General features: G+C 68.8%; 9 protein-coding genes. 6 read left to right on the forward strand and 3 right to left on the reverse strand.

What is annotated here, in order from left to right; all coding sequences use genetic code 11:
* From AVR91_RS01055 to arfB, 6 genes are all read left to right on the forward strand, one after another.
* Positions 1–414: DUF5753 domain-containing protein (locus AVR91_RS01055; RefSeq protein ID WP_228709096.1), on the forward strand; the 414-nt coding region annotated here is incomplete at its 5' end.
* A gap of 274 nt (positions 415–688) precedes the next feature.
* Positions 689–928, forward strand: a complete 240-nt coding sequence (locus AVR91_RS01060) for a DUF397 domain-containing protein (RefSeq protein WP_005152616.1) — start codon at positions 689–691, stop codon at positions 926–928.
* On the forward strand, positions 912–1,313 hold the full coding sequence (locus AVR91_RS01065) for a hypothetical protein (protein WP_063272406.1): 402 nt from the start codon (positions 912–914) through the stop codon (positions 1,311–1,313). Before AVR91_RS01060 ends, AVR91_RS01065 begins: the two co-directional genes overlap by 17 nt.
* Positions 1,314–1,517: 204 nt before the next feature.
* The gene (purF, locus tag AVR91_RS01070) at positions 1,518–3,056 is read left to right on the forward strand and encodes an amidophosphoribosyltransferase (RefSeq protein ID WP_007032554.1); all 1,539 of its coding nucleotides are present in this window, start codon (positions 1,518–1,520) and stop codon (positions 3,054–3,056) included.
* Positions 3,057–3,086: 30 nt separating this feature from the next.
* Positions 3,087–4,157: a phosphoribosylformylglycinamidine cyclo-ligase gene (gene purM, locus AVR91_RS01075; RefSeq protein WP_007032555.1), complete on the forward strand. Its 1,071-nt coding sequence runs from the start codon at positions 3,087–3,089 to the stop codon at positions 4,155–4,157.
* A gap of 35 nt (positions 4,158–4,192) precedes the next feature.
* The gene (gene arfB, locus AVR91_RS01080) at positions 4,193–4,624 is read left to right on the forward strand and encodes an alternative ribosome rescue aminoacyl-tRNA hydrolase ArfB (protein ID WP_016338029.1); all 432 of its coding nucleotides are present in this window, start codon (positions 4,193–4,195) and stop codon (positions 4,622–4,624) included.
* Here the strand turns inward: arfB and AVR91_RS01085 are convergent.
* The 3 genes from AVR91_RS01085 to AVR91_RS01095 all read right to left on the reverse strand — a co-directional run.
* Entirely contained in the window at positions 4,613–5,371 is a 759-nt protein-coding gene (locus tag AVR91_RS01085) for a GNAT family N-acetyltransferase (protein WP_083737296.1), read from the reverse strand. The genes arfB and AVR91_RS01085 overlap by 12 nt on opposite strands.
* 177 nt (positions 5,372–5,548) lie before the next feature.
* Positions 5,549–6,202: a VanZ family protein gene (locus tag AVR91_RS01090; protein ID WP_063272407.1), complete on the reverse strand. Its 654-nt coding sequence runs from the start codon at positions 6,200–6,202 to the stop codon at positions 5,549–5,551.
* Between the two features lie 222 nt (positions 6,203–6,424).
* Positions 6,425–7,191, reverse strand: a 767-nt coding sequence (locus tag AVR91_RS01095; RefSeq protein ID WP_076857229.1) for a Gfo/Idh/MocA family protein, incomplete at its 5' end; no start/stop codon positions are given.

The raw sequence follows: 7,191 nt of genomic DNA on the forward strand, positions 1-7,191 counted from the left end.
GACCGCCGGGTCGCGCTGCGGATGCGGCGCCAGAAGATGCTGTCGCGGCCGGACGCGCCGCGGCTGTGGCTGGTGCTCGACGAGTCGGTGCTCCACCGGCCGATCGGCGACCGCGAGGTGCTGAAGGCGCAGATCGACCATCTGCTGGAGATGATCCAGCAGCCGAACATCTCGGTTCAGGTCCTCCCGTTCGACCGGAGCGGCTACTCCGCGGACAGCGCGTTCTCGCTGCTCAGGTTCGCGGAAGAGGAATTGCCGAACATCGCGTACACCGAGTACCTGACCGGCGCGCACTACATCGACAAGCGCGACGAGATCGAGCGGTACAGCCGGGCACTGGACATGCTCGCGGTCGACGCGGAAACGCCGGACCGCAGCCGTCAGATGCTGATGAAGCGCCGCGCCGAAATCTGAGCCGATCACCGTTGTGGGGCTGGCCGCCGTTCCGGGGCTTTCTTGCCTGCGCCCGAAATTCCGACGACAAGTCGTAGTTGTTCACCCGTTGGAGACGGTGCGCGTCACCCTTTGGTGGGACGGCTGAGGACTTAAGTCATCACTGCACGCGAATTCTGCAAAAACTTCTGCACGTGCATTTACCGCTGCAGTCACACGTGCTAACTTTGGGATCACAGGCAAATGCACATGCAGATGCATCGCCCGAAGTCTTCTGTCGGGGAAGGTGGGGACCATGGCTGAACAGTTCGACAACGGCATCCCGGCCGATCGTCTTACCGGCGCCCAGTGGCGCAAAGCCAGCTACAGCAACGCGATCGGCAACTGCGTCGAGGTGGCGCCGCTCGCTTCCGGAGAGATCGCGATGCGCAACTCGCGCTTCCCGACCGGTCCGGCCCTGATCTACACCCAGGCCGAGATGGCCGCATTCCTCGCGGGTGCCAAGGACGGCGAATTCGATGACGTTCTCGGGTGACACCATCACCGCGGAAATCACCGACATCGAAAGCGGCCTGCAGGAACTGATCCACCGCGGGTACCAGTTCGTGCACCCGTGCGACGCGAACGGCGAGGTCATGGCCGTGGTCGGCGTGCGAGTCCACGACAACGTGGTCGACGTGGTCCGGCTCAACGCCGAGGACGACGTCGTCGCGACCCGCATGCCCGGTACCGAGGAGGACATCCTCGAGCCCGAGGTCTGGCTGTGGCGGTTCACCGGCGACGCGGCGACGGTGCTGACGGCACTGCTCGCGCTCCCGGACGAGCGCACACCCGGCTCGCTCTACGTTCCGGAGACCGCGGCCAAGGGCTGCTGGGTCCCCGGCCGCGGTGGCACGTCCAAGTGGCTTGCCGCCGGCTAGTCAGCTCCTAAGCACAGTCGACCGCCTCTGTCGAGGGGGAGCGGTCGGCTGGTCGGGGGTCGTGAGTGACGGGTCTTGACACCCGCTCGTCACTCACGGTCATCAGCCGAAGCGTGTCCAGCGCCACCTCGTGCGGCGCGTTGATCTCCTGCTCACCGTTTACACTGGTGGCGGCCTGCCCTCTTTCTCCCTGGGAGCACCTCGGTGGTTTCCGACCCGTCCCTCGCCGGACAGCCCGTGACCGACCAACCCGATCCGGAACCCCGCGAGGAATGCGGTGTCTTCGGTGTCTGGGCGCCCGGAGAAGAGGTCGCGAAGCTGACCTACTACGGGCTCTACGCACTCCAGCACCGCGGCCAGGAAGCGGCCGGCATCTCGGTCTCCGACGGTTCGCAGATCGTCGTCTTCAAGGATCTCGGCCTGGTCAGCCAGGTGTTCGACGAGCAGGTCCTGCAGTCGCTGCAGGGACATATCGCCGTCGGGCACTGCCGCTACTCGACCACCGGCGCCACCATCTGGGAGAACGCGCAGCCGATCTTCCGCACCACCGCCACCGGCAGCGGATTGTCCTTCGCGCACAACGGAAACCTCGTCAACACCGCGGAGCTGCGGGATCGCACGGTCGAGGCCGGGCTCAAGCCGCACGCGGGGCTGACCGGTTCGTCCAGCGACTCCGACCTGGTGTGCGGGCTGCTCGCGGCCAACGCCGCCGACAAGGGCATCGAAGCCGCCGCGCTGGAACTGCTGCCCACCCTCAAGGGCGCGTTCTGCCTGGTCTTCGCCGACGAGTCCACCCTGTACGCCGCGCGCGACCCGCACGGCGTGCACCCGCTGGTGCTCGGCAGGCTAGAACGCGGCTGGGTCGTCGCGAGCGAGACGGCCGCGCTGGACATCTGCGGCGCGTCGTTCGTCCGCGAGGTCGAGCCCGGCGAGCTCATCGCGATCGACGCCGAGGGCCTGCGCTCCTCGCGGTTCGCGAACCCCGAGCCCAAGGGCTGTGTCTTCGAGTACGTGTACCTCGCGCGCCCCGACACCTCGATCGCCGGCCGCAGCGTGCACGCCACCCGCGTCGAGATCGGCCGCAAACTCGCCGCCGAGCATCCGGCCGACGCCGACCTGGTCATGCCGGTGCCCGAATCCGGCACCCCGGCCGCCATCGGCTACGCGCAGGGCTCCGGCATCCCCTACGGCACCGGCCTGGTGAAGAACGCCTATGTCGGCCGCACCTTCATCCAGCCGTCGCAAACCATCCGCCAGCTGGGCATCCGGCTGAAGCTGAACCCCCTGCGCGACGTCATCCGTGGCAAACGGCTCGTGGTGGTCGACGACTCCATCGTCCGCGGCAACACCCAGCGCGCGCTGGTCCGCATGCTGCGGGAGGCGGGCGCGCTCGAGGTGCACGTCCGGATCGCCTCGCCGCCCGTGCGCTGGCCGTGTTTCTACGGCATCGACTTCGCCTCGCGCGCCGAACTGGTGGCCAACGGCGTCGACCTCGACGGCATCCGCCGCTCCATCGGCGCCGACACCCTGGGCTACATCTCCCTGGACGGGCTGGTCGCGGCGTCGGAGCAGCCGAAGTCGCGGTTGTGCACCGCGTGCTTCTCCGGCGAGTACCCGATCGCGCTGCCCGAAGACGCGCTGATCGGGAAGCACCTGCTGGAGAGCCTGGACTCGGTGAATGGCGCGGCGAAGCCCGTCAGCCCTGCCGGGTACGGTGCTGAGGACGCCATCCGGCGTCCCTAGACCTCTCTTCCAGAGTTGGAGTCCGCTTCCGTGAGCGAGTCCACGAGCGCCACGTACGCCGCCGCCGGCGTCAGCATCGACGCCGGTGACAAAGCCGTCGAGCTGCTCAAACCGCACGCCGAGAGGGCCACGAGGCCCGAGGTGATGGGCGGCGTCGGCGGTTTCGCCGGGCTGTTCTCCCTGAAGCTGGACAAGTGGAAAGAGCCGGTGCTGGCCTCCTCGACCGACGGGGTCGGCACCAAGATCGCCGTCGCGCAGGCACTCGACAAGCACGACACGGTCGGCATCGACCTGGTCGCGATGGTCGTCGACGACCTGGTCGTCACCGGCGCCGAGCCACTGTTCATGCAGGACTACATCGCCGTCGGCAAGGTCGTGCCGGAGAAGATCGCGGCGCTGGTCGGCGGGATCGCCGAGGGCTGTGTCCAGGCGGGCTGCGCGCTGCTCGGCGGCGAGACCGCGGAGCATCCCGGCCTGATGGGCGAGCACGACTACGACCTCTCGGGCACCGGCATCGGTGTCGTCGAGGCGTCGAACGTGCTCGGCCCGGAGCGGGTCCGCCCCGGCGACGTCGTCCTCGCGCTCGGCTCGTCCGGCCTGCACTCCAACGGTTACTCGCTGGCCCGGCACGTGCTGCTGGACATCGCGCGGATGCCGCTCGACGGGCACGTCGAGGAGTTCGGCCGCTCGCTGGGCGAGGAGATGCTGGAGCCGACCAGGATCTACGCGAAGGACTGCCTCGCGCTGGCGGCCGAGGCCGACGTCCGCACGTTCGCGCACGTCACCGGCGGCGGCCTGGAGCAGAACCTCGCCCGCGTCATGCCGCGCGGCCTGGTCGCGCGGCTCGAACGCGGCACCTGGACCCCGGCGCCGGTGTTCGCGCTGATCGGCCACCGCGGCAAGGTCGAGCGCGCCGAACTGGAGAAGACGTTCAACATGGGCGTCGGCATGGTCGCGATCGTCGGCCCCGACGACGTCGACCGCGCGCTCGCGATGCTGACCGCACGGCACGTTCCGGCGTGGATCCTCGGCGACGTACAGCCCGCGGAAGACCCGGACGGACCGCGCGCCGTGCTCTCCGGTGACCACCCCCGCTTCTGATTTAACGGCTTGGGCCCGGGTGACACACTGGTGCCGTGGCTGATGACGTGGTGATCGGTACCCGGTTCGTGATCCCGGGTGCCGAATTGAGCGAACGGTTCTCCCGGTCCTCGGGCCCGGGTGGGCAGGGCGTGAACACCACGGACTCGCGGGTCGAACTGTCCTTCGACGTGGCCGGTTCGGCGTCCGTCCCGGAGCATCTCCGGGCCCGGATGCTGGACCGGCTTTCGTCGCGCCTGGTCGACGGGGTCGTCACGATCGCCGCGTCCGAGCATCGCTCCCAGCTGATGAACCGGGAAGCCGCGCGGGCACGGCTGGTGATGCTCCTGACGGACGCTTCGGCGCCCCCGGCCGCCAAACGGCGTCCCACCAAACCCTCACGGGGTTCGAAGGAACGCCGCCTGGCGTCGAAGAAGCGCCGCGGCGAGGTCAAGAAGTCACGCCGCGGCGGCTACTCAGACGACTGACAGGTGCACGCATTCGGCCGCGGTCTTGAACCCGACCCGGCCGTAGACGCGTTCCGCCTGCCCGGCGCCCGGCGTCAGGAACACCGACCGGCCACCGCGCGCGTGTGCCTCACGCGTCAGGTACTCCGTCATCGCCGCGGCGATCCCGCGGCTCCGGTACTCCTCGAGCACCCCGATCCCGGCGATCTCCGTCGCGCCGTCGAGGATCGCGGTCGCGACCCCGCCGCCGACGACCTCGCCGTTCTCGTCGACCGCCATCACCGACATGGTCTCGCCGCTCAGCTGATCCGGCGACGGGTCGAGGTGTTCGTCGGGATCGGTCTCCCCGAACGCCACGTTCTGCGCCCGGATCATCTGCCGGAGTTCGCCCTCGGTCTTCGGGGTGACCAGGCTGATCCCGGCCGGTTGCGGCTGTTCGGCGACCTGCCCCGGAACGCAGATCATCAGCGGAACCCGCCGTTCCAGCGTGTAGCCGCACCGGACGAGCACGGCTTCGGCCTCCGGGACGGCTTCGGTGAGGAACTCCAGACGCGGCGCGAGGCCGCGCTTGCGGAACGCCTCGGTGAGCGCGGCGACGTCGTCCTCGGTGGGGACGGCGCCGTCGTCGGGGATCGCGTAGTTGAGGAAGGGGCTGCCGGATTCGAGGTAGTACGTGGCCAGGAACGGCCCGATCCGCTCGGTTTCGCGGAATTTCGCCGCGGTGAGGCGGATGTAGGACTGCAGAGCACGGATCGTCTCGGAAAGCACTGGTGGAAGCCTTTCGGGCAGAAGAAAGAGACGCACGGGAGGAACCGCGTGCGTGGTGGGGCTGGCTGGTGCGCCGGCTAGCTCGTGCCGACGCCACCGAAGGCGTCAGGCATGAGGCATCCCTCTTTCTTGCTGCGTAGGGCTTTCGCGATCACTTTCGCACGACGGTCAACCGATTTACCTCCGCTGCGGATGCGCGATGCCCGAATACCGCTCGTCCCAGACCGACCTCGGGACCCGGAGCCGGACGGGGGCCTCGCACACCCGCCGGACCTGCGCCGGGATCGCCACCGGCGGCCGGACGTCCAGGCGGTGCCACAGCCGTTTGCTCATCGCGGCGCCCGCGACGGCGCCCAGGGTGTTCAGCAGGATGTCGTCCGCCGAGGTCACCCGGCCCGCCTGGATCAGATACTGCGTTCCCTCCACCAGCATCGAGACGGCCAGCGCGCCCAGCGCGATCCGGCCGAGGGAGCGCAGGCGGCGGAACCGCATCGGGAGCAGGGCGCCGAGCGGGCTCAGCATGAGGACGTTGCCCAGCGCCTGCCAGAGATTGGCGCTGTCGTCCAGGGCGAGGCGCAGGTCGGTGCCGGGTTCGAGGTTCAGCCTGCTGCCCTGCACGCCGGCCACCGGCATCGTGACCAGGCACAACACCAGGAAACAGGCCAGCACGAGCGTCATGTCGACGGCGGCCGTCGCTGACGCGGAGAAGAGGTCTGCCTGTCTTCGCCGCCGTCGATGCGCCGCGAGCAGCGGCCACCCGAGCAGTGCGTACGGAACCGCGGTGATCGTCAACGGGATCATCACACCGAAAGCGCGGAGCAGCTCACCCATGGCCTTCCTTTCCGGAGCGCCCAAGATCACCTTCGCATCACAAGATCGACTCGGCATGGCGGAGTGGCCGCACTAAGAGGTGATCTTTTCCGGTGGCGGAAAAGGTTTTCCCATGCTCGGCATCGTCCACAAAGGAACCTGTGGACAAACCTGTGGACGGCCGCGAACCAACCGGAAGAAGGTGTTATCCCGTAAGGAAAAGCCTTGTGGGTGACCTGTGTACTACTTGCCGTGTCCGGCGAGTTCCCGCGCGTGTTCGAGCAGCTTTTGGAGGTGCAGACCGCGACGTACGTCACACGGGTGCGAGGTCGTCCCGCTCGCGGCCATCGCGGCGAAATCGTCCAGGAGCGCGGTGTACGACTCGCCCGCCGAGCCTGGTTTCCGGCCGAGCGTGCGGTACCCGTGCTCGCCGTAGACGGCGACTTCGACGACCGTCGGCTGGATCGGCAACCGCAGCGACAGGGTCGCCGTGCTGGTCGCGCCACCCTCGTGGGCTAACAGCAGTTGCCACAGATCGTCATCGGTCCGGTTCGCCGCGAGCACGTCGGTGATCTCGCCGAGCGCGGCGTCCAGGAGATCGAGGGCGTGCGGACCGATGTCGGCGAGCGCACCGGAGTCGTGCCGCCACGCCGAGGACTGGTACTGGCCGCCGAGCAACGCGCCCGAAAGCCATCGAGCCCCGCCGCCTCGCCAGCCGCCCGCTTCCTTGATGCCGTCGAGCCACTCGCGGGTCATCGGCGAGAAACGCAAGATCAGGACCACGAGAGCCGCGACGCCGGCGGCCTCCACCGCGTCCGCGAGCCTCCGCGCGCCGTCGAGATCCGCGGCGATCGGCTTCTCCAGGATCAGATGCTTACCCGCTTCGGCCGCCCGGACCGCCAGCTCCGCCTGAACGGCGGGCGGCACGGCGAACGCGACCGCGTCCACCTGGTCGAGCAGCTCGTCGAAGCTGTCGACGGCCTGGGCGCCATGCGCCTCGGCCAGCTCCT

Source organism: Amycolatopsis keratiniphila subsp. keratiniphila (assembly GCF_001620365.2).
GTDB lineage: Bacteria > Actinomycetota > Actinomycetes > Mycobacteriales > Pseudonocardiaceae > Amycolatopsis > Amycolatopsis keratiniphila.

Excerpts from the sequence above, each read along its gene's own strand:
- AVR91_RS01065 (WP_063272406.1), top strand. The coding sequence starts at position 912 with ATGACGTTCTCGGGTGACACCATCACCGCGGAAATCACCGACATCGAA.
- AVR91_RS01090 (WP_063272407.1), bottom strand. The coding sequence starts at position 6,202 with ATGGGTGAGCTGCTCCGCGCTTTCGGTGTGATGATCCCGTTGACGATC.
- AVR91_RS01060 (WP_005152616.1), top strand. The coding sequence starts at position 689 with ATGGCTGAACAGTTCGACAACGGCATCCCGGCCGATCGTCTTACCGGC.